Origin of the sequence: Sphingomonas sp. IC4-52 (genome assembly GCF_020707225.1) — a bacterium.
Taxonomy (GTDB): Bacteria; Pseudomonadota; Alphaproteobacteria; order Sphingomonadales; family Sphingomonadaceae; genus Sphingomonas.
Genome location: NZ_JAJFEU010000003.1, coordinates 370541 through 390163 on the forward strand (window position 1 = coordinate 370541; position 19623 = coordinate 390163).

Here is a 19623-nt window from a genome sequence, read left to right on the forward strand (position 1 = left end):
TGCGCAGGCGCCCGGCGTCGCTACGGTCCGCGCCGCTTAGGAGCCCGGCTTGGCAACACAACCAGCCCTTTTCGGTGCCGCGACGCATGCCCGTCGCTGGGTTGACGACTACCGGGCCCATGCCGGCGCGGGCGGCGACGTGCTGTGTGCCGCCGAGGACGCGCCGTGGCTGGCGATGTTCGAAGAGTTGGCCGCGCTGGTCGGCGACGATCTTGGCCATGCGCGCGAACGGGTGCAGCGCCATGCCGCCGACATCGGCACGGGCTTTCGAATCATCGGCGAATCCGAGGAGCGGTCCTGGCCACTGTCCCCCGTGCCGCTGCTGATCGACGGTGATGAGTGGCGCCACATCGAACGCGGGATCGTGCAGCGCGCCGACCTGTTCGAGACCATCCTGGCGGATCTTTACGGCGAAGCGAAGCTGGTCGCCCGCGGGCTCGTTCCGGCAGGGCTGGTCGCGGGAAGCCCGTTCTTTCTTCGCCAATTGGTCGGCCTGAAGCCGCCGGGTGGACACCATCTGCATTTTGTGGCGGTGGACCTCGGCCGGGGCCCGACGGGCGAGTGGCGGGTGCTCGCCGATCACCTGCGGTCGCCGACGGGCGCGGGCTATGCCCTCGAAAACCGGCTGGCGGTCAGCCGCACGCTGGGCGGGCTGCAGGCGCGGCTCAACGTCGCGCGGCACGCACCCTTTTTCGCGGCATTCCGAGACGGGCTGGCCGCCGCCTGCCCGCGAAGCGACCCGCGTATCGGCCTGCTGACGCCGGGCCGCTATAATCCCAGCTATCCCGAGCAAGCGCATCTTGCGCGCTACCTTGGTCTATTGCTGGTCGAGGGCGCCGATCTCGCGGCGCTGGAGGACAAGGTTTATGTCCGCACCATCGGCGGGCTGAAGCGGATCGATGCGCTGTGGCGCCGGCTTGATCCACGCTTCCTGGATCCGCTGGCATTCGACACCCATTCCAAGATCGGAGTTCCCGGCCTGATCGATGCCTATGCTGCGGGCAACGTGCTGCTTGCGAATGCGCCGGGAGCGGGCGTGCTGGAAGCACCGGCCTGGAATGCGTTCTTGCCGCAATTGTCTACCCGTCTGACCGGCGCGGACCTGAGTCTGCCCAACATCGCCACTTGGTGGTGCGGCCAGGCGGCCGAGCGCGCGCGGGTGGAGGAGGATCTCGCCAACCTGCTGATCGGTCCGGCGTTCGGCAGCGGCACATTGGGCCTGCCCTGTGATGCCGCGATCGCGGGGAGCGACCTGACCGATGGGCAGCGGGCCACGCTGCTGGCCGATCTGGACCGCCGACCGCAGGATTATGTCGGTCAGGAGATCGTGCGGCTGTCGACCATGCCGGTAGTAGGCGACGAGGCGCTGGTCGCCCGCCCCTTCACCTTGCGGGTGTTCGCGGCGCGCGGCCCGGACGGGCGATGGACGGTGCTGCCGGGGGGCTTTTGTCGGATCGGCGAGCATCCCGATCCACGCGCCGCCGTGATGGGCGAAGGCAATTGGTCCGCGGATGTCGTGATCCATGGCCGCGCGCCGGTGGATCCGGTGTCCCTGCTACCGGCACCGGATTCGCATCACGTCCGGCGCAATCCCGGCACGCTGCCGAGCCGGGTCGCCGATAATTTCTACTGGCTGGGCCGCTATCTGGAGCGCGGCGAGGCGCTGCTGGCGATCATCCGGGTGATGCTGGGCAATTCCATCGATGCGGACGGCGGCGCAGCGCTGGGGCCGGACACGGTCAGTCGGCTGGTCGGCATGCTCGCGGCGGCCGGCGCGGCTCCGCTGCCGTCGGCGCTGAAGCGGGCCGACCTGACGCAGATGGCGCGTACGGCGATGGAATCGGTTGATTCCGGCTGGCAATCCGTGGCCGAGATGAACTTGCAGGCGCGGCGGATCGGCAATGTGTCGCGCGATCGACTGTCCGCCGACATGGTGCGGCTGCTCGACGCGCCGTTCCCGACGCATCGCGGAATGCTGGATCGAACCGGATCGCTTCAGCGCCGCTATGCCGCTATTGCGGGCCTTTCCGCCGAACATATGAGTCGAACCGCTGCCTGGCGCTTCCACGATCTGGGACGCCGCATCGAACGCGCGCTCGCGACCGTGCGCGCGGCCCGCACGTTCGGCCTGCCGGGCGCCTCGCTCGATGATCTGTCCACGCTCCTGGATCTGGCGAACAGCCAGATCAGCTATCGCCAGCGCTATCTGACCGGCCTTGCCCGCGTTCCGGTGCTCGACCTAGTGGCGCTTGACCCCGGCAATCCCCGTGCCCTCGCCTTTCAGGTCGAAAGGATCTGGGAACATCTGTGCGCCCTGCCCGTGTTGCACGATGATGGTATGGCGGAAGAACAGCAGGCAGAGGCCACCGAGCTCAAGGCGATGGTCTCCGTCGCCCGCGCTGCGACCATCAATGCCGACCTGCTGGACACGACCGAGCGCCGCCTCGCCAGCCTTTCGGACGCCATTGCCCGCCGCTATTTCCTGCAAGGCGCAGAACCGCTTCGTGCGGGCGGGCTGACGCTGGCGTGAGCGAAGCCGATTTCCCGAGCAGCATGATTTACGACATCGCCCACATCACGCGCTTTGATTATGGCGCACAGGTCAAGTTCGCGCGCTGCAACTTGCGGCTTGAGCCGATCGACTGGGCCGGGCAGCGGCTGGAATCCTATATGCTGCGCGTGTCGCCCGCCGGCCGGACCACGCCGGCGCGGGCAGAGGCGGGACTTGCCAATGTCACGCGACTGACGGTGGACGAACCAGTCCGCAGGCTGACCATCGAAAGCATTGCGCGAGTCACCGTGGATCGCCTGGTGCCGGCGCCGGAGGCCGGTGATCCGACGTTGGGCGAAGTGGCAGCCATGGCCCGCAACAGCCGCGACATCTCGGCTGCCGGGCCCTCCGCCTATCTGTTCCCCTCCCCCCTTATCCCGCTGGACTGCGAGATCGCCGCGTATTGCGCGCCCGATCTCGACCCCGGCCGGAATGCGCTGGAAGCCGGCATTGCCCTTGCCCGCCGCATCCAGCGCGAGTTCGAGTTTGATACCGCCGCCACCCTGGTCGATACGCCGCCGCACGAAGCCTTCGCCAAGCGCCGGGGCGTTTGCCAGGATTTCGCGCAGATCATGATCACCGGCCTGCGCGCCGCTGGCCTGCCGGCGGCTTATGCCTCCGGCTATATCCGCACCATTCCGCCGCCCGGCCATGAGCGGCTGGTGGGAGCGGACGCAACCCATGCCTGGGTGCTGCTGTGGTGCGGCCCGGAGCGCGGCTGGGTGGGGCTGGATCCCACCAACGGGATCTGGATGGCCAGCGACCATATCGTGGTGGCGGTCGGCCGTGATTATGCGGAGATCGCGCCGGTCGACGGCGTGGTGCTGGGCTCCGGTGCGCAGGAAATGCAGGTGTCCGTGGATGTCGCGCCCGTCGAGGAAGGCTGACCGATAGCAAAGCTGTGCTTGTGCCGAGCGGCGCGCTTCCCGATAGGCACCCCATGACGTCCCATCCCGCACCCGCCGGCATGCATCCGCGTGAATTTGTTGCTTTTGTCGCCGCGGTGATGGCGGTGAATGCGTTCGGCGTGGACCTGATGCTCCCGTCATTGGCCGACATCGGTCGCGACTTGGGGGTGATCGAGGCCAACCACCGCCAGTGGATCATCACTGTCTACATGGTCGGATTCGGCGCAGGGCAGCTTGTGTATGGCCCGCTGGCCGACCGCTACGGCCGCCGACCGGTGCTTGTCCTGACGCTTGCCGGATTCGTAGGCGCGAGCATCTTCGCCGCTGGCTCGGCCAGCTTCGCCGCGCTGCTCGGCGCGCGGCTGCTGCAAGGGCTGATGTCCGCATCGACTCGGGTGCTGGCCGTCGCCATCGTCCGTGACGGATCATCGGGGCGGCAGATGGCGCGCACCATGTCCGTGGCGCAAATGATCTTCTTCCTGGTGCCGATCCTCGCCCCGTCCTTGGGCCAGTTGCTGCTTGCCTTTGGGCCGTGGCGGTTCATTTTCTATGCGCTTGGCGCCTTCGCCGCCCTGGTTCTCGCCTGGACGCTGGTGCGCCTGCCCGAGACACTGCCGGTCGCGCGGCGCGTGCCGATCTCGATAACGACGTTGCGCGCCAATTATCGGCTGACGCTCACCAACCGCTATTCGGTGGGCTATGCCATTGCCGCGTCGCTGACGTTTGGCGGGATCATCGCCTTTGTGTCGCTGTCACAGCAGATCTTCGTCGATGAATTCGGCGCCGGCGACCGCTTCACCCTGTTCTTCGCGATATGCGCCTGCGCGATGGGGGCGGCTTCGTTCCTCAACAGCCGGCTGGTTGAACGGCTGGGCACGCGCCTGATCTCGCAAAGCGCGGTGCTGGGCCTCATCACCCTGTCGATCGTGCATGTCGCGGTGATCGTGACCGGCGTGGAGACGCTCTGGAGCTATATTTTCTTCCAGGCCCTGAGCATGACGTGCATCGGCCTGTGCGGGGCGAATTTCGGCGCGATGGCGATGGAGCCGGTAGGCCATATCGCCGGCACCGCTTCGTCGCTGCAGGGCTTCATCACCAGCATCGGGGCAGTGATCGTGGGCTCTGCGATCGGGCAATCCTATGCCGGCACGACGACGCCGCTGGCGATTGGATACCTCGCGATCGGCTTTGCCGTGCTGGGCATCATCTGGGTGGTGGAAGGCGGCCAGCTCTTTCGCGCGCGCATGGGCTGAGGCGCTGGCGACGGGTGTTCAATCGTCCGGCCGCCAAATGACGGCCGGCCGCGTCAGGCTGGCTTCGAGGCCCGCAGCAACTGCTGCTCGGCATCGCTGCCTGCATCTGCCCGCGTGAAGAAGATCGGTCCTTGGTCGGTCGTGGTCCTGACCAGCGCCTTCAAGGGCAGCGGGGCCGCTTCCTCGTAATCCGCCGCGGGTGCCGGCAGGATCTGCATCAACGGATCTGCTTCCTCGTAGAAAGCGTTATCTCCGTAGCGGAAGGACCCGACCGGATCGGCCATAATCGTGTCGCACTGCATGGCAGTGGTTAGGTCAGCATTGCTGCCAGATCAACCGCCATACTGCGATCGACGATCAACTTTGCGACAAATGGAGTCGCCGATTTCTCGTCGCCGGTCGCACCCGTCAGTGCGGAACCACGCCCAGTTCCACCCCGGTCTTGTCGTGCAAGGCAAAGCGATCGACCAAGTCGGCGCTTGCCTCGTTGTAACCGATCACCGCGACGTACGATCCATCCCGGCGCAGACGGGCGATGATCTTGTCGAGCGCGCCAACGGCGGAAATGTCCCAGAAGTGAGCCGCGGTCACGTCGATCGTCACCGCCCTGCCATCCTCCGGTTGGAAAGCGCGGGCAAGACGGTCCACCGACGCGAAGAAGACCTCGCCCTTGACCCAGTAGGTGGTCATCTTCGCGCCGGCCTCTCGCGTGACGGCGAACATCCGCTGCACCTTGCCGGCGAAGAAGATGCCGGAAAGCAGCACCCCGGCGAGCACGCCCTGCGCCAGATCGCGCGTGGTGACGACCACGCCGACGGTGACGAGCATCACGATCGACGATGTAGGCGGGTGACGGCGCAGGTTGGGGATCGAATTCCAGCTGAACGTGCCGATCGACACCATGATCATCACCGCTACGAGCGCTGGCATCGGAATACGGCCGACGATCGGCCCGAGCACCGCAAGCAGGAACAGCAGGAAAGCCCCGGCGACAAAGGTCGACAGGCGCTTGCGGCCGCCCGACGTGACGTTGATCACCGATTGCCCGATCATCGCGCAACCGCCCATACCGCCCACCAGCGCGGCCGCAATATTGGCGCCGCCCTGCCCCATGCATTCGCGACGCTTGTCACTGTCGGTATCGGTCATGTCATCGACGATCTGCGCGGTCAGGAGCGATTCCAGCAGGCCGATGGCCGCCATGGTCAGCGAATAAGGAAAGATGATGCGCAGGGTTTCAAGCGTGAGCGGGACTTGCGGCAATGCGAGGCTGGGAAGTCCTTCGGGCAGCTGGCCCATGTCGCTGACCGTTCGCACCGGCAACCCGAGCGCGATACTTGCCCCGGCCAGCACCAGGATGGCGACGAGTGGCGACGGCACTGCGCGGGTGAAGCGAGGCAGCAGGTAAATGATGCCGAGCCCGGCCGCGACCATCGCATAGGTGTGCCAGGTGACGCCGGCGAATTGCGGCAGCTGGGCCATGAAGATCAAGATCGCCAAGGCATTGACGAAGCCCGTGATCACCGACCGCGACACGAACTGCATCAGGAGATGCAGGCGCAACAGCCCCGCGATCACCTGAAGCAACGCCATCAGGATGGTCGCGGCAAGCAGATATTCGACCCCGTGATCACGGACCAGCGGCGTCACGACAACGGCAACGGCGGCGGTGGCGGCGGAGATCATCGCCGGCCGTCCGCCCAGAAAGGAGATCACGATGGCAATGGCGACAGAAGCATAAAGGCCGACGCGCGGATCGACGCCGGCGATGATCGAAAATCCAATCGCCTCCGGGATAAGGGCAAGTGCGACGACAATCCCCGCGAGAACATCGCGGCGCGCCTCTGCGACGCTGGCGAACCATTCGGTTCGGACACGGGAAAATAGGGTCATGGGCCTGTGATGAACAACGCACACCGGCTCCCGATATGGAGCCTGGGCCGGACGAGGGATGTGCGAGTTGCCCGGCGGATCGGCGGCCGGGATAGCCACCCGGAGTTGCACCGGGTCCTTGCGATTAACAGGCGCTTAGCCGGAAGCGGCGCCGCTGTTCAAGTCCGCCAGTCAAGCGCCCGATTTGGACAGAACAAAGGCCAGCAGGAACCCGGCAACGGCGATCAGGCCCGAGTAATCGTGAGTCGTCTCCGTCGCCTCGGGGATCATGGTGTCGACCAACATCGCCAGAATGGCGCCCGCGGCCAAAGCAGTGACCGCAGCGATGAGCTCCGGCGTCGCATTGGCGAGTGCGAAATTGCCGATCATCGCCGCCAGACCGGACGCGATCGCAATACCGCCCCAGACACCGAAGACGTAGCGGGCGCTTCGTCCGGCCTTCTTCATCCCGGCGGCGCTCGACAGCCCTTCCGGCACATTCGACAGGAACACAGCGGCCACCGTGACCGCGTTGACGCCGCCGCCGTCGAGCAGGCTGATGCCGATCACAACCGATTCAGGGATGCCATCCAGCAGTGCCCCGATCGCGATCGCAGCGCCCGAACTTGCGTCCGCCCCGTGCTGGCGCTCATCGGGATTGGAGCCAGAGCGCTTGCGATGGCGCGCTCCGCGGCGCGACACGACGATATTGGCAATCGTATAAGCGAGTGCCCCGCCCAGAAAGCCAATCGCGGTCGATGGAAACCCACCCTGCTTATAGGCTTCATCCATCAGATCGAAGGCAACGGCGGAAATGAGAACCCCCGAGCCAATCGCCATCACGGCAGCGATCAGTCGCTGCGGCAGCCTCGCGATCCAGGCGATAGCGGCCCCCAGCACGAGTGCCGATCCACCGACCGCTCCCCAGAAGCCTGCCGCCAACGCGCCCTGCATCTAACCTCGCCACTCGCCGATCGAACCACAGGTGCAACGCACCGGGCGGCGAAGCTCTCCCGAGCCGCCAATCAACCGACGAGGAACGGTGCCGCGATGTCGGGACGCACGCGAACGAGCCGGCCGCTGGCGCGGTCAAGCATGGCCCACGTGGTGATCCCTTCCACCAGCGTGCGACCGGCTGAATCCGCGAAGCAAAAATGGCGGTTGAAACGGGCGCCGCGCGGCGGCTCAGGAACCCACGTATTTCCGGTCGCCGACGCGCCCTCAGCCAGATTGCCGCGATAATCGATCTCATGCCTGGTCACGACCCAGACAAAGGCGTGGCGATGTTCATCGGGCGCGACAGCCTCCCAATGCGCCACGGCAAGATCCTGGATCCAGCGCACCCATACGGCATTGTTGACGTGCCCAAGCTCGTCGATGTCCTCCGCCGCAGCCGTGAAGATCTTCGAGAAGCTCATCGTTCCTTCCACCATCGCACAAACTGAAAGATGGCAAAGCCGCTGCTTAACACCGCTACCCCCATCAGCAGGGTCTGGCGGCTGGGTCGCAGCCGGCCGGCAAGCTCGGTCACCGCCTCCCCGAACCAATAGCCGAGTGCCGTGAACAGACTGGCCCAGATCACCGCGGCAAGCGCGTTGATGGTGAGGAACGTCATGGCCGGCACCCGGCTGGTGCCAATGGCGAGCGGGCTGACGGTACGGAAGCCGTACAGGAAGCGAAAGGCGAAGATGAAACCTACAGGGTAACGCTCCAGCAGGTTCAAAGCCTTGGCGAAGGCCCGCTTCTGCATCCAACGCTGCACGAATGGCCGGTCGCGGTAACGTCGTCCGGCCGCGAAGAAGAACTGGTCTGCCAGGAATGACCCGAGCGCCCCGGCGGCCAGCGCGAGGGGCCAGGCGATCAGCCCCTGATGAGCGATCAGCCCGCCGGCGATCACTGCAGTCTCCCCCTCCAGCATGGTGCCGGCAAAAACCGCAGCAATGCCCCAGCGGGCGATGATCGCCTCAACCGTCATGGCGCGTTCTGAAATGGAGGCGCCAAGCCGCCGCTCATTCCTCCACGCCCAGCTGCCACAGCACGAACGCATGTTCCTCTGCGGCCTCGCGCAGGCTCTCGAACCGGCCCGATTTGCCGCCATGCCCGGCGCCCATGTTGGTCTTGAGCAACAGGATATTGTCGTCGGTCTTGGTCGCGCGCAGCTTGGCGGCCCATTTCGCCGGCTCCCAATAGGTCACTCGCGGGTCATTGAGGCCGCCCGAGATGAACAGGGGCGGGTACGCCTGCGGGCGCACATTGTCATAGGGGCTGTAGCTGCGGATCAGCTCGAACGCGGCAGCATCGGTGATCGGATTGCCCCATTCCGGCCATTCGCCCGGCGTCAGCGGCAGGCTTTCGTCCATCATCGTGTTGAGCACGTCGACGAACGGCACGTCCGCGATCACCGCGCCCCACAATTCGGGATCGGAATTGACCACCGCGCCCATCAGCTCGCCGCCAGCGGAGCGGCCCGCGATCGCGATCTTCCCCTGGCTGGTCCAGCCGCCAGCGATCAGGCCGCGCGCAACGTCCACGAAGTCGTTGAACGTGTTGGTGCGCTTCTCGAGCTTGCCGTCATGATACCATTGCTGGCCGAGATCATCGCCGCCGCGAATGTGTGCAATGGCATAGGCAAAGCCGCGATCGAGCAGCGAGAGCCGCCCGGTCGAGAAGCCCGGCGGGATGGCATGACCGTAGGCGCCATAGGCGTAAAGGAACAGCGGGCGGCTGCCGTCCTTCGGGAAATCGGCCGGATAGACTATCGAGACTGGCACCTCAGTACCGTCGCGCGCGGTAATGTGCAGCCGCTCGGTGCGATACTTGCCCGCGTCATAGCCGGACGGGATCTCCTGCACCTTCAGCGTCGTGAGCGTGCCCGTCGCCGTGTCATAGTCATAGACGGTGCCCGGTGTGACCATCGACTCATAGCCCAGGCGGAGTACCGTCTGGTCATGCTCGGGATTGTCGCCGAGGCCAGCGGCATAGCTCGCCTCCGGGAAGGTGATCCGCTTTCCCTTCGTGGGCGCGTCGTAACGGTGGATCGCCACCTGGTCGAGCCCGTCCTCGCGCCCTTCGACGACGAAGAAGTCACGATAGCACTCGACGCCCGTCATGTAGAAATGCTTCGATGGCGCGATCAGCTCACTCCACTCGCCCGGCGCGCTGATCGGCGCGCTGACGAGCCGCCACATCGGATCCACGTCATTGGTGTGGATGAACAACGTGTCGCTATGCGTGTCCACGTCATATTCGCGGCCGGGCCGGCGCGGCGCGACCAGGATCGGCTCCGCCAACGGATCGGTGGCGGGCAGCAGGCGCACCTCGCTCGTCACGTGATCGCCAGTCGCGATCACGATCCAGCGCCGGTCGCTCGTCTCCGCCACCGCGACGCGATAGCCCTCGTCATCCTCATGATAAAGCTCGACATCGTGGGCCGGGTCGGTGCCCAGCCGGTGCAGCCGCGCATTGTCCGTCCGCCATTCCTTGTTGGCGAGGCCATAGAGGAAGCCGCTGTCATCCGCGGTCCACACGATGTCGGACAGCATCCCCGGGATCGTGTCCGGAAGCAGCGCGCCGGTCGCCAGATCCTTCACATGGATGGTGAAGCGCTCCGATCCATTGTCGTCGATCGCATAGGCGAGCTTCATGCCGTCGTTCGACACGGCGAAAGCGCCCAGTCGGAAATACTCCTTGCCCTCGGCCAGCGCCGGCTCGTCGAGCAGAAGCTCGTCCGGGCCGCCGGCGACCGGTTTGCGCCACCATTTGCGATACTGTCCGCCGGTTTCGTAGGCCGTCCAGTACAGCCAGTCGCCGTCTTTCTGCGGCACTGAAGATTCGTCTTCCTTGATGCGCGCCTTCATCTCTTCATACAGCCGGTCGACCAGCGGCCGGTGCGGCGACATCGCTGCCTCGAAATAGGCGTTCTCCGCCTCGAGATAGCCGAGCACGTCCTTGTCGTTGACGTCAGGATAATTCGGATCCTTCAGCCAGGCCCAGGGATCCGCGATCGTGGTGTCATGGGCAGTGAACTCGTGCGGGCGTGTCGCGGCGATAGGCGGAGGAGGAAGCGTCATCCTTCCTTTGTGGCGATGGCGAGCCCAGATGTCGACCGGCCACGATTGCATGAATTGCAACCGTGCGGAATCCTTTTGCACTTGCGATAGATCATGCTGCGGTGCACAAGGATCGGGCCTTTCAGGCATCCTCTCCTAAAAACTTTCATGGCCGATCCCTTGCGGGGTCGGCCCTTTTTTTGTGCTCTGGGCTCCGGAACGAGTCGCTTGCCTGCGCGCTGAGCCTGAGCGATGGCGGCGGGACCATCACCGAGGGGGATTTGATACATGGCCGGTGGCCTCGTCGCGCTGCTCGACGACATTGCCGCACTCGCAAAGCTGGCCGCTGCGAGCCTGGACGACGTTGCCGGTGCTTCGGCAAAGGCCGGTTCCAAGGCGGTCGGCGTCGTCATCGACGATACGGCGGTCACGCCGCGCTATGTCACTGGCCTGTCGCCTGCACGCGAATTGCCGATCATCTGGAAGATCGCGCTTGGCTCCTTGCGCAACAAGCTCCTGTTCCTTTTGCCCGCAGCGCTGATCCTGTCCGCCTTTGCACCATGGGCGATCACCCCGATCCTGATGGCAGGCGGCGCCTTTCTCTGCTTCGAAGGGGCGGAGAAGATCATCGGGGCGCTGAGTGGCGAGGATCACGGCCAAGAAGCCTGTGAGATCACCGATCCAAAACAGTTGGAGGATCGCCAGGTCGCAGGCGCAGTTCGCACCGACCTGATCCTGTCAGGCGAGATCATGGCGATCGCGCTGGCCGAACTGTCGGACCAAAGTATCCTGAACCAAGCGATCGCGCTGGCGCTAGTAGGCGCCGCCATCACTGCCGGCGTTTATGGGGTCGTCGCGCTGATCGTGAAAATGGATGACATCGGCATCGCGCTTGCCCGCCGTCCTGGAGCGGCGACACAGGCGTTCGGGCGCGGGCTGGTCTCGGCCATGCCGGTAGTGCTGAGGGCGCTCGGGACGATCGGGACGGTTGCGATGCTATGGGTGGGCGGGCAGATCATCGTCCACGGTCTGCACGAATTTCATCTGACGCCCCTGCCCGAATGGATCGAGCATGCCGCAGAAGGCGCGCGCCATGCACTGCCGGGGATCGGCGGCGTAGCGGCCTGGATTGTGAATGCCGGGCTGTCAGCCATATTCGGGATCGTGATCGGCGGGGTCATCGCCGGGCTGCTTCACCTCAAACCCAAGAAGCACTGAGCGCTCCCCTGCTCGCTCACACGACAGGCGTGAGCGATGCGGTGACATCGGCCGCGTCTCGCGCTCGAGGGTGATCGGGAACGGCTTCAGGCGGCGCTTCGCGTCAGGCTGAGGAAAACGTCCTCCAGATCCGCTTCGCGTGTGGACACATCGACGATTGCGAAGCCGGCGCCCTGCACTGCCGCCAGCACCTCACCGGCGTTCACCTGATCCTTAGAATAGGTGATTTCCAGCGTCCGCTCGCCCTTTAGCGCGATCTTCTGGAAACAGGCCGCGTCCGGCAGTGCGGTGACGTCCCGCTCGACCGTTACCTCAACGACCTTCTCCTGCGCACGGCTTAGCAGCTGACGAGTCGGCTCATTCGCGACGACCGTGCCGTGATTGATGATCGCGATCCGGTCACACAGTTCCTCGGCTTCCTCGAGATAGTGAGTGGTGAGCACCACCGTCACGCCGCCGGCATTGAGTTCGCGGACATAAGCCCAGAGCTGCTGGCGAAGCTCGATATCGACGCCGGCAGTCGGCTCGTCGAGCACCAGCACGGGCGGCGAGTGGACCATCGCCTTTGCCACCATCAGACGCCGCTTCATGCCGCCGGAAAGCGTCCGGGCATAAGCGTCCGCCTTGTCCTCCAAGTGCACCGCCCGCAGCAGTTCCATCGAGCGGCGCTTCCCCTTGGGGATGCCGTAGAGGCCGGCCTGGATCTCCAGCGTTTCGATCGGCGTGAAGAACGGATCGAACAGGATCTCCTGATTAACGATGCCGATCGACGCCTTGGCGTTGCGCGGATGGGCATCGATGTCGAAGCCCCAGATCAACGCCGAGCCGCTGGTCTTGTTCACGAGGCCGGCGAGGATGTTGATCAGCGTCGACTTGCCGGCGCCATTGGGGCCTAGCAACCCGAAGATCGTGCCCTGCGGCACATCGAAGCTTACCCCGTCAAGCGCGCGCTTGCCCCCTTGATAGGTTTTGCAGAGATTGCGGATGGCGATGGCGGCGTCTGTCATGGTGCGACGGGTTAGGCCGGCACGCGCGCGAAATCCATGGGGCGATTGATCGTGCCCGGCGGCCTTGCTAACGCACCGCCATGTTGCCGCCGCCTCAGATCAGCCGTGTTTCGCACCACCGCGTCGCCTGTGATGGCGCGCATGACGGTCTTCCCGCCGCGCTCGGCCACCCGCGCGTGTGGCTGGAAATCTCGGAACTGGGCTATGTCGACTGCGGCTATTGCGATCGACGCTTCGTGCTGATCGGCGGTCCGGCCGACGGCGTGGATCAGAGCGACCTGCGCGATCACGGCGACGGCGCGGGCCGCTAAGCCCCCGGCGGACGTGCTCGCGGGACGACCCCGCGTCCGGCGCTCCGCGGCGGGGTGATCCGCGGATTTAATCCCGCCACGCTTTTTAGCTCGTCCCGGTGTCTGTCCCGGAGCGCTGGCGACGTCATGGCTGGCGGAGAAGCGCGCTGTCGGCGACGGAAGCTTTGCTTGGGCGCGCGGACGCCCTACATCTAGCGGCATGACCGCTGCTGACCCCCGCTCGTTCCTGTACCGCGACTCGCTCGATCCGGATGCCGCGAAGGCACTCACCGCCGATGCCCTCGGCAAGGCGGACGATGGCGAACTGTACCTTCAGTACAAGAAGTCGGAGGCGTTCGGCTTTGACGACGGGCGGTTGAAGACAGCCAGCTACGACACGCATTCGGGCTTCGGCCTGCGCGCGGTCTCGGGCGAAATGACCGCTTTCGCCCATGCCAGCGAGCTTTCCGAGGCAGCGATTAAGCGCGCGGCCGAGACGATGCAGCTGATCGACCCGTCGACGGGCGCAAAGGCACCGCCGCCCGCCGGGACGAACCAGCGGCTCTATACCGATGGCGATCCGCTCGACCTCGTTCCTTTCGCCGACAAGGTGAACCTGTGCCAGACGATCGACGCGGCCGCGCGCGCGCGGGATCCGCGGGTGGCGCAGGTATCCGTCGGGCTGTCCGGTACGTGGAGCGTCGTCGAGATCGTCCGCCCCGACGGCTTTGTTGCCACGGACGTTCGCCCGCTGGTCCGGCTCAACGTGTCGATTGTGGTCGAACAGAACGGTCGTCGTGAGACCGGTACGTTCGGCATCGGCGGCCGCTATCTTTACGACTCATTGTTCGACGAGACCACGTGGAACCGCGCCATTGACGAGGCGCTGGCACAGGCGCTGGTAAACCTCGATTCCGTTGCGGCGCCCGCCGGCGAATTCACCGTCCTGCTCGGACCGGGGTGGCCCGGCGTGCTGCTGCACGAGGCGATCGGCCATGGGCTCGAGGGCGACTTCAATCGTAAGGGTACCAGCGCATTCTCCGGCCGCATCGGTGAGCAAGTCGCGGCGCGCGGGGTGACCGTGGTGGACGACGGCTCGATCCGCGATCGCCGCGGCTCGCTGACGATCGATGACGAAGGCACGCCCACGCGCGAGACGATCCTGATCGAGGACGGCTTCCTCAAGGGCTATATGCAGGATCGCCTCAACGCGCGCCTGATGGGCGTCGAACCGACCGGCAACGGGCGCCGCGAATCGTTCGCGCACGCGCCCATGCCACGCATGACCAACACGTTCATGAAGGCCGGTAACGACGATCCCGCGGAATTGCTGAGCCGCGTGAAGAACGGCATCTTCGCCAAGTCCTTTGGGGGCGGCCAAGTCGATATCGTCTCGGGCAAGTTCGTCTTCTCCTGTACCGAAGCGTACAAGGTGGAGAACGGCAAGATCGGCGCCCCGATCAAGGGCGCGACGCTGATCGGCGATGGCCCAACGGTGCTGACCAAGGTGCTTGGCGTCGGCAACGACTTCGCGCTCGACGAGGGCGTCGGCATGTGCGGCAAGGGCGGGCAGAGCGTGCCCGCGGGCGTCGGCCAACCCACGCTGCTGGTCGGCGGATTGACGGTCGGCGGCACGGCCGCCTGACGTCAGGCGGTACCTATGACTACGTCGACTGCGCCCGTAATTAGAAGATGGTCTCGGAAGAGCGTGGTGACCCGTCTCCGTAGCTCAGCCGTCCTGATCGTGCCGGCCAGTAGCGTGGCGAAGACCAGCGTCTCGCCATTGACGTCCACCTCAGGGTTGATCCGCGGGCTAGGCGGTGCGCCGGTTCCCCGCGGCAGCAGCGGAATAACGAACCGCGTGCCGATATCGCTGAAAAACTTCGCCTGAAAGTCGGCGGCCAGCGCACCATCGCTCAGGCGATATAGGTCGAACATTGCCATCAGAACATTCGATGCCGCTCGAGCGGCAATTCATTGCTCTCGACCCACGCACGATGTGCGTCGATCCATGCCTTGTTCTCTTCCTTCCACGCGGCGTCCCGCGCTTCCTTGGCAGCGCGTCGGCTTGCCTCTTCGCTGACCTGCGACGCATTCACGCCCGCCTCCCGTGCTGCGGCGACGATCCCGGTGTCGGTCGACATGTTGACCGGCGCGCGCTTGCCCGAAGCGATCGGATCGTGTCTCATGCGCATGAATTATGCGCGTGCGCATGATGCGTCAGCGAACGGAGCATCCACCGTGGCCGAGTTCTTCCCCGCCCTCACTGAAGCGCATCGCACGTTCGTTGAACGACAGCCGGTGTTCTTCGTCGCCACTGCGGCGGAAGGGTCGCGGATCAACCTCAGCCCCAAGGGCATGGACAGCTTCCGCGTGCTCGACGACCGCACCGTCGCCTATCTGGATGTGGTGGGGTCGGGCAACGAAACCAATGCGCATCTGATCGCGGACGGTCGGATCACCATCATGTTCTGCGCCTTCGATCAGCCGGCGTTGATCTTCCGCATCTATGGCCGCGGGAGCGCCGTGCTACCGCAAGACGACGAGTGGAGCGCACTTCACGCGCATTTCACCCCGCTGCCGGGCACGCGCCAGATCTTCGTCATCGCGATCGATCAGGTGCAAACGTCGTGCGGCTGGGGCGTGCCGCAGATGACGCTCGATCGCCCGCGTGACACGCTCAACAAGTATAACGCCAAGTACAGCGACGAGGAACGCCTGAATTACTGGCGCGCCAGCGATGGCAAGAGCGTCGACGGCCTGCCTACGCGCCTGCCGGATGCGTTGCCCGGCTGATCCGGGATTGGCACGAAGCCGGTCACGGCTCGTTCTTTATCGCATGAGCCTCGTCGAACTCGGCCGTTACGATCGCAACCTGGCCAACATCCTGGTCGCGCGCCTGGAGAGCGAAGGCATCCTTGCGCTTGCCTTTGATGCCGGCGCGTCCATTGCGGACGGCAGCTGGTTGCTGATCCCTGTCCGCGTGATGGTCGACGAAGATGATCTCGATCGCGCCCGACAGGTGGCAGACGGTGCCTGATTATTGAGCAACTGCTCGCATCTGCACAAAAACTGACGCTTACCAAACCTCGTTACACCCTTGTTCCTGCCTGTGCAGCACTTGGCACGGCCATTGCGATGGCTGTTTCCGGGACAACGGGAAGGGGGCGCGATGAAACTGGTCATAGCCATCATCAAGCCGTTCAAACTGGACGAGGTGAGAGAAGCGCTCACCACGATCGGCGTAGCGGGAATGACGGTCACGGAGGTGAAGGGGTTCGGGCGGCAGAAGGGCCAGACCGAAATCTATCGCGGGGCCGAATACAGCACCAACATGGTGCCCAAGATCAAGATCGAGGTCGTCTGCGCCGCCAACCTGGCGGACCGGGTGGTCGAAGCAATCCAGTCCTCGGCCAACACCGGCGCCATCGGCGATGGCAAGATCTTCGTCCTCGATGTCGGCCAGGCGGTGCGCATCCGCACCGGTGAAACCGACGATACGGCGCTCTGAGGGGGGATGACCATGAACCGAACATTGAAAATGGCCGGCGCCCTCGGGCTCGGCGCCGCCGCATTTGCCGCCCTGCCGGCCTGGGCGCAGGAAGCAACCGCCGCGGCCCCCGTGCCGAACAAGGGCGACACGGCCTGGATGATGATCTCCACCGTCCTGGTCATGACGATGATCGTGCCGGGGCTCGCGTTGTTCTACGGCGGTCTGGTTCGCACCAAGAACATGCTCTCGGTGCTGACGCAGATCCTGGCCGTGGCCAGCTTCGCCATGATCATCTGGGTGATCTACGGCTATACCATGGCATTCGGCGACGGCGGCAATGCCTTCATCGCCGGGTTCAACAAGCTGTTCCTCGCTGGCGTGACCCCGGCGTCAACCGCCGCGACCTTCACGGATGGCGTGGTCATCCCGGAATATGTCTTCATCGCATTCCAGATGACATTCGCGGCGATCACCGTCAGCCTGGTGATTGGTGGCCTGGTCGAACGCATGAAGTTCTCAGGCCTCATGGTTTTTGCGCTCATCTGGTCGACGATCGTCTATTTTCCGATCGCGCACATGGTGTGGGCGGGTAATGGCCTGCTCTTCAACTGGGAGCCAGCCGCGCTCGACTTTGCCGGCGGCACCGTCGTCCACATCAATGCCGGCATCTCGGCGCTGGTGGGCGCGATCATTCTTGGCCCGCGGCTCGGCTACAAGAAGGACATCATGGCCCCGCACTCGCTGGTCATGACGCTGATCGGTACTGGCCTGCTGTGGGTGGGCTGGTTCGGCTTCAACGCTGGCTCGGCGCTGGAAGCAAACGGATCGGCCGCGCTGGCGATGATCAACACCTTCGTTGCAACGGCCGCGGGCGTCCTTTTCTGGATGCTGACCGAGCGAGCGCTGGGCCACAAGGGTTCGCTGCTCGGCGCCTGCTCGGGTGCCATCGCTGGCCTCGTGGCAGTAACGCCGGCGGCCGGAAACTCCGGCCCGTTCGGTGCCATCCTGCTGGGCGCCGTGGCCGCGATCGTGTGCGCCTATTTCGTCGTGTCGGTGAAGCCGAAGCTGAACCTGGACGACTCGCTTGATGCGTTCGGCATCCACGGTCTCGGCGGCATCGTCGGCTCGATCGGCACCGCCTTCACCATGCTGCCGGGGCTCGGCGGGCCTGGCGCCGCCGATTATGCGATCGGGCCGCAGCTGGTGACGCAGATCATCGCGGTGGTCATTTCCGTGGTCTGGGCAGCTGTCGGGTCCGGCATTGCCTTCTCGGTTGCCAAGGTCGCGACCGGGCTGCGTGTCAGCGAAGAGGTGGAGCGCGAAGGCCTCGACCTCGGCGAACATGGCGAGCGCGCCTACAATTATTGACGAGATTGGGCGCCGGTTGCGGCCGGCACTCAAACGATGTTCCTCCTGCGGACGCACTAAGGCCCGGTACGAAATTACCGGGCCTCTTTTTGTATTCGATTGGCCGCGCAGATAAGCCGAGGAGCAGAGAAGCGGCCTGTTTGCGGATCAAATTGGCCTTCAATCGCGCAGTCCTGGCCTCAGCCGCGCCGCGCACCGCCACGCGGCAAGAGCAGCCGCAATTCGCGGTTGGCAAAATCGATCTGCACGCGGGTGAACAGCTTCAGCACATCCATGCCAAGCATGATGGCGGGCTTGTTCTCCAGCCCGAAGGCACGAAACGGCGGCACGTCCGCGAAGGCGACGGGCATGTCGTGAATCTCCGCATCGCCGATCTTCACCAGCCCGACGGTGCCGTAATCGGCGATCAGCTGACCACCGGTGACGCTGACAAGCGTGATCGGCGTGACCTTGCCGCGCTTTGCCAGGCGTTTGCGCAACGCCATATTGCCCATCGATACGACGCTGCCGGTGTCCAGGATCACCCTCACCCGCTCACCACCCACCCTGGCGTCGGTCACGACAAGCTGCCCGAACAGGCTGCGGGCCTGAATGACGATTTCGTCGGGCGCACGGCGCACACGCTCGCCGCGCTTGCGCGCGGGCTTTACCGTCATCTGCTGATTGTCGAAGTCGATCAGGAGCGCATGGCCCTGAAGCGCATCGATACCGAGCATGCCCGGCGCGCCGAGATGCGCGGCGGCGAGTGCCGGCGCCTCGATCCGTTCGCCGCCCAAAGTGCTGACCGAAATGGAGGGGATCACGACAGTGCCCACGTTCTGGGTCCCCGTCATGCCGGTCAGCCGCACCGTCTGCCCACTCGGCAGGCCGAGCGTGCCGGCAAGCTCCCGGCTGATCACCGTGCGCTGCGCCCCGGTGTCGATGATGAACGGAAACGGCCCGGCGCCGGCGATCTGGACGGGCACCGTCATGCGCGGGCCATCGTGATCGAAGCCGAGTTGCTCCTCCAGCGCAGCGTCGCCGAGCGGATCGCCGGTCGCTTGTGTGATCGGCGCCGGCGGCGTGACCGGCTGCTGCGGTGCCGAATTGGCGAGCAGCGCGATCAGGGGCAAAGCAAACCAGCGACGCATAGGGGGAGGAAGCGCCCGATCCGGTCCTTTGTCAATGGCGTTGGTGGCAAGACGCATGCCCGGGGGACGGCGCCTCAAACTTGCGGACATGCCCGAGGCAAGTGAAGCCGGCTGCGGCGTTCCGGCAGGCGGGCAGACATGAAAGTTGAGAGATTACCCCACGCGGAACTCGCGCTGCGACCCCACGGGATCAGCGGCCCGGTGGCCAATATCCTGCTGACCCGCAGTGCGATTACTTCGGACCGCGCCATCCCGTATTCGCCAGATCACGCCGCCGCTCAACATCCTTTCGCAGAATTGCGCGGAACCGGTATCGTCAAACTGACAGAAGAAAGGCGCTGCTGGTTCGACCTGAGAACCCATGACACCGCCGGAGCGGAACCCGAGCCGTTGGGTGCAGTGATCTCGGTTCCTTGGGCGATACTCGCCGCAGCCCTGGCCACCCCACTCTACAGCGGCTGAGTGCCCCACCGCGGCGGCAATG

At 65.1% G+C, this 19623-nt stretch carries 21 protein-coding genes and 1 other annotated feature; of the genes, 11 read left to right on the forward strand and 10 right to left on the reverse strand.

Annotated elements, in window-relative coordinates; translation table 11 throughout:
• Nucleotides 1-49: 49 nt before the first annotated feature.
• The 3 genes from LK535_RS10695 (at nucleotide 50) to LK535_RS10705 (ending at nucleotide 4712) form a co-directional block, all read left to right on the forward strand.
• The gene (locus LK535_RS10695; protein WP_227771881.1) at nucleotides 50-2530 is read left to right on the forward strand and encodes a circularly permuted type 2 ATP-grasp protein; all 2481 of its coding nucleotides are present in this window, start codon (nucleotides 50-52) and stop codon (nucleotides 2528-2530) included.
• Nucleotides 2531-2553: 23 nt separating this feature from the next.
• Nucleotides 2554-3438 carry a transglutaminase family protein gene (locus LK535_RS10700; RefSeq protein WP_227771933.1) on the forward strand — a complete coding sequence of 295 codons (885 nt, stop codon included), beginning with the start codon at nucleotides 2554-2556 and terminating at the stop codon, nucleotides 3436-3438.
• Between the two features lie 80 nt (nucleotides 3439-3518).
• On the forward strand, nucleotides 3519-4712 hold the full coding sequence (locus tag LK535_RS10705) for a multidrug effflux MFS transporter (protein ID WP_227771934.1): 1194 nt from the start codon (nucleotides 3519-3521) through the stop codon (nucleotides 4710-4712).
• A 53-nt stretch (nucleotides 4713-4765) separates the two neighbouring features.
• On the opposite strand, the gene LK535_RS10710 is transcribed toward LK535_RS10705, so the two are convergent.
• The 6 genes from LK535_RS10710 to LK535_RS10735 all read right to left on the reverse strand — a co-directional run bounded on the left by LK535_RS10710 (nucleotide 4766) and on the right by LK535_RS10735 (nucleotide 10654).
• The gene (locus LK535_RS10710) at nucleotides 4766-4996 is read right to left on the reverse strand and encodes a hypothetical protein (protein WP_227771882.1); all 231 of its coding nucleotides are present in this window, start codon (nucleotides 4994-4996) and stop codon (nucleotides 4766-4768) included.
• A 124-nt stretch (nucleotides 4997-5120) separates the two neighbouring features.
• Nucleotides 5121-6605, reverse strand: a complete 1485-nt coding sequence (locus LK535_RS10715) for a SulP family inorganic anion transporter (RefSeq protein WP_227771883.1) — start codon at nucleotides 6603-6605, stop codon at nucleotides 5121-5123.
• Nucleotides 6606-6670: 65 nt separating this feature from the next.
• Nucleotides 6671-6726, reverse strand: a sequence feature (sul1 is cis-regulatory element that is thought to sense ions involved in sulfur or methionine metabolism; They are found in Alphaproteobacteria).
• A gap of 50 nt (nucleotides 6727-6776) precedes the next feature.
• Nucleotides 6777-7538, reverse strand: coding sequence for a ZIP family metal transporter (locus LK535_RS10720; protein ID WP_227771884.1), 762 nt, complete (start codon nucleotides 7536-7538; stop codon nucleotides 6777-6779).
• 71 nt (nucleotides 7539-7609) lie between these two features.
• Nucleotides 7610-8002 carry an acyl-CoA thioesterase gene (locus LK535_RS10725; protein ID WP_227771885.1) on the reverse strand — a complete coding sequence of 131 codons (393 nt, stop codon included), beginning with the start codon at nucleotides 8000-8002 and terminating at the stop codon, nucleotides 7610-7612.
• Nucleotides 7999-8559 carry a DedA family protein gene (locus LK535_RS10730; RefSeq protein ID WP_227771886.1) on the reverse strand — a complete coding sequence of 187 codons (561 nt, stop codon included), beginning with the start codon at nucleotides 8557-8559 and terminating at the stop codon, nucleotides 7999-8001. Before LK535_RS10730 ends, LK535_RS10725 begins: the two co-directional genes overlap by 4 nt.
• 34 nt (nucleotides 8560-8593) lie before the next feature.
• Nucleotides 8594-10654 (reverse strand): S9 family peptidase, encoded by a 2061-nt coding sequence (locus LK535_RS10735; protein WP_227771887.1) that lies wholly within the window; start codon nucleotides 10652-10654, stop codon nucleotides 8594-8596.
• Nucleotides 10655-10921: 267 nt separating this feature from the next.
• Here LK535_RS10735 and LK535_RS10740 point away from each other — a divergent pair, with 267 nt between their 5' ends.
• Nucleotides 10922-11851 carry a DUF808 domain-containing protein gene (locus LK535_RS10740; protein ID WP_227771888.1) on the forward strand — a complete coding sequence of 310 codons (930 nt, stop codon included), beginning with the start codon at nucleotides 10922-10924 and terminating at the stop codon, nucleotides 11849-11851.
• An 86-nt stretch (nucleotides 11852-11937) separates the two neighbouring features.
• Here the strand turns inward: LK535_RS10740 and LK535_RS10745 are convergent, their stop codons facing one another.
• On the reverse strand, nucleotides 11938-12858 hold the full coding sequence (locus tag LK535_RS10745) for an ABC transporter ATP-binding protein (RefSeq protein ID WP_227771889.1): 921 nt from the start codon (nucleotides 12856-12858) through the stop codon (nucleotides 11938-11940).
• Nucleotides 12859-12938: 80 nt separating this feature from the next.
• Here LK535_RS10745 and LK535_RS10750 point away from each other — a divergent pair, with 80 nt between their 5' ends.
• Both LK535_RS10750 and tldD read left to right on the forward strand, forming a co-directional pair.
• Entirely contained in the window at nucleotides 12939-13169 is a 231-nt protein-coding gene (locus LK535_RS10750) for a zinc-finger domain-containing protein (RefSeq protein ID WP_227771890.1), read from the forward strand.
• Nucleotides 13170-13368: 199 nt separating this feature from the next.
• The gene (tldD, locus tag LK535_RS10755) at nucleotides 13369-14793 is read left to right on the forward strand and encodes a metalloprotease TldD (RefSeq protein ID WP_227771891.1); all 1425 of its coding nucleotides are present in this window, start codon (nucleotides 13369-13371) and stop codon (nucleotides 14791-14793) included.
• Between the two features lie 2 nt (nucleotides 14794-14795).
• Here tldD and LK535_RS10760 read toward each other — a convergent pair whose 3' ends face one another.
• Nucleotides 14796-15092 carry a CcdB family protein gene (locus LK535_RS10760; RefSeq protein WP_227771892.1) on the reverse strand — a complete coding sequence of 99 codons (297 nt, stop codon included), beginning with the start codon at nucleotides 15090-15092 and terminating at the stop codon, nucleotides 14796-14798.
• Nucleotides 15092-15337, reverse strand: coding sequence for a type II toxin-antitoxin system CcdA family antitoxin (locus tag LK535_RS10765; protein ID WP_227771893.1), 246 nt, complete (start codon nucleotides 15335-15337; stop codon nucleotides 15092-15094). Before LK535_RS10765 ends, LK535_RS10760 begins: the two co-directional genes overlap by 1 nt.
• Between LK535_RS10765 and LK535_RS10770 the strand changes: the two genes are divergently transcribed.
• The 4 genes from LK535_RS10770 (at nucleotide 15336) to LK535_RS10785 (ending at nucleotide 18009) form a co-directional block, all read left to right on the forward strand.
• Nucleotides 15336-15944 (forward strand): pyridoxamine 5'-phosphate oxidase family protein, encoded by a 609-nt coding sequence (locus LK535_RS10770; protein ID WP_227771894.1) that lies wholly within the window; start codon nucleotides 15336-15338, stop codon nucleotides 15942-15944. The genes LK535_RS10765 and LK535_RS10770 overlap by 2 nt on opposite strands.
• A 43-nt stretch (nucleotides 15945-15987) precedes the next feature.
• On the forward strand, nucleotides 15988-16188 hold the full coding sequence (locus tag LK535_RS10775) for a DUF2007 domain-containing protein (protein ID WP_227771895.1): 201 nt from the start codon (nucleotides 15988-15990) through the stop codon (nucleotides 16186-16188).
• Between the two features lie 132 nt (nucleotides 16189-16320).
• Nucleotides 16321-16659 carry a P-II family nitrogen regulator gene (locus LK535_RS10780; RefSeq protein WP_066781918.1) on the forward strand — a complete coding sequence of 113 codons (339 nt, stop codon included), beginning with the start codon at nucleotides 16321-16323 and terminating at the stop codon, nucleotides 16657-16659.
• Nucleotides 16660-16671: 12 nt separating this feature from the next.
• Entirely contained in the window at nucleotides 16672-18009 is a 1338-nt protein-coding gene (locus tag LK535_RS10785; protein ID WP_227771896.1) for an ammonium transporter, read from the forward strand.
• Nucleotides 18010-18188: 179 nt separating this feature from the next.
• Here the strand turns inward: LK535_RS10785 and LK535_RS10790 are convergent, their stop codons facing one another.
• Nucleotides 18189-19139, reverse strand: a complete 951-nt coding sequence (locus LK535_RS10790) for a retropepsin-like aspartic protease (RefSeq protein ID WP_227771897.1) — start codon at nucleotides 19137-19139, stop codon at nucleotides 18189-18191.
• 138 nt (nucleotides 19140-19277) lie between these two features.
• Between LK535_RS10790 and LK535_RS10795 the strand changes: the two genes are divergently transcribed.
• Entirely contained in the window at nucleotides 19278-19601 is a 324-nt protein-coding gene (locus LK535_RS10795) for a hypothetical protein (protein ID WP_227771898.1), read from the forward strand.
• Nucleotides 19602-19623 lie beyond the last annotated feature (22 nt).